General features: G+C 56.5%; 1 protein-coding gene. It reads right to left on the bottom strand.

Annotation, left to right across the window (positions count from 1 at the left end):
• Positions 1–28 precede the first annotated feature (28 nt).
• Positions 29–1,567, bottom strand: coding sequence for an IS3 family transposase (locus PL597_RS25885; protein ID WP_142914332.1), 1,539 nt, complete (start codon positions 1,565–1,567; stop codon positions 29–31).
• Between the last annotated feature and the right edge of the window lie 41 nt (positions 1,568–1,608).

Below are 1,608 nucleotides of genomic sequence, written 5' to 3'. Positions count from 1 at the left end.
GGGGGTGCGGATAAAAAGTTGGACTGTTTTAAATGCTCAGGCCGAGGCTCTTACGATATTCGACCGGGCTGAGCGATCCCAGCGATATCTTGATGCGCTTTTCGTTGTACCAGCGGATGTAGGCATCTACCTCCCCGACGAACTGTTCGATTGTCATGGCCTTCCAATCTCGTGGATAGAAGAGTTCGGTTTTCAACCGGCCGAAGAAGCCTTCGCACGCGGCGTTGTCTTGCGAGCAACCCTTTCGAGACATCGAGCGGACCAGTCTTGCTTCGCTGATCCGGGTTAACCAGCCGGGCCATCGATAATGGGCTCCGCGATCAGAATGGATGATTGGCCGTTCCTCGCCGTTGGCGACGGTTCCGATGGCCGCATCCAGCATGGTGTTGACGAGACCTGCATCCGGTTGGGTTCCGATGGACCAGCTGATGACCATGCCGTCAAAGCAGTCGATGATGGGCGAAAGGTACACCTTGCCTGCTGGGATCTGGAACTCGGTGATGTCTGTCAGCCACTTCACGTTCGGCGCTTCTGCATGGAAGTCGCGATTGATCAGGTTCTGGGGCGCTGGACTGATTTCTCCCAGATAGGATCCAAACCGCCGTCGACGCGGCCTGGCAACGACCAGCTGCTCCTGCTTCATCAATCGCTGGACAACCTTTTCCGAGATTACCACGCTTTGTCTGGCCAGCGACGCCTGCAGTCGTCGATAACCGTAGCAACGACGGTTCGTTTCAAAGATCTCAGCTAGGCTGTGGCGGACGGCGGCATACTTGTCTGCCAGGCACATGCGGGCGCGATGGTAGAAGTAGGAGCTGCGGGCAATCCGAAGCTGGGCAAGCAGCTCTGGCAAGCGATAAACTTCCTTAAGGGCGTCAATCAGCTGGGTCTTCTCCCGATTACTCAGGATCTGCAGATCGACGCCCAGGCCTTTTTTTAGCAGTTCGTTGGCCTTCTTCAGGAGATCATGCTCGAGTTGTAACTGGCGGACATCACGCTGGAGGGCTTCAAGCTGTCGCTCAAGTTCCTCACGTTCTGGCACTTTGGAGTTGGTTTTGCGGCGTTTCATGGATGAAGAACCCTCATGACCGAGTAGCTGCTTTTTCCAGCCATACAATGTCGGTCTTGAAACGCCCAGTCGGTCAGCGACCTGTTGAGAGGTTTCATCTCCACTGCATAGCCCGATGACGCCTGCTTGCCGAACCTCCTCGCAGTAGCCAGGATGCCACGATCGACCGACCATCGATGTCCGCGCCTCCGGAAACGTCTCACGAACCCATGCGGTTAGAGTTCCTCGACCGGGATAGCCGAGCGCCCTCATCGTCGCAGAGATGCAACGATCATGGGTGCGAAAGTGCTCAAGTGCCGCCTGCCTCTGAGCCTCTGAATATTTTGGCGCTCGCGCTACCGGCTGAGTACGCAGGTCGAGATGCTGTAGGTACTCGCGGTACCAGCCCCTCAGCGCATTCTTGGTGGGATATCCCAGCTGGCGAATGGTCGCGTTAAGCCGCTTGCCAAGCCGGATATAGAGCTCAACCGCTCGAAGTCTGTCTGCGTAGGAATACATGAACTACCTCCTTGGTGGTCCAAGTTTTCGTCCGCACCCCC

Source organism: Agrobacterium sp. ST15.13.013, from assembly GCF_027956525.1.
GTDB lineage: Bacteria > Pseudomonadota > Alphaproteobacteria > Rhizobiales > Rhizobiaceae > Agrobacterium > Agrobacterium salinitolerans.
This window is presented reverse-complemented; position numbering and strand designations above follow the sequence as displayed.

What these genes read in the sequence shown, in the direction of transcription:
- PL597_RS25885 (WP_142914332.1), bottom strand. Translation starts at nt 1,567, where the DNA reads ATGTATTCCTACGCAGACAGACTTCGAGCGGTTGAGCTCTATATCCGG.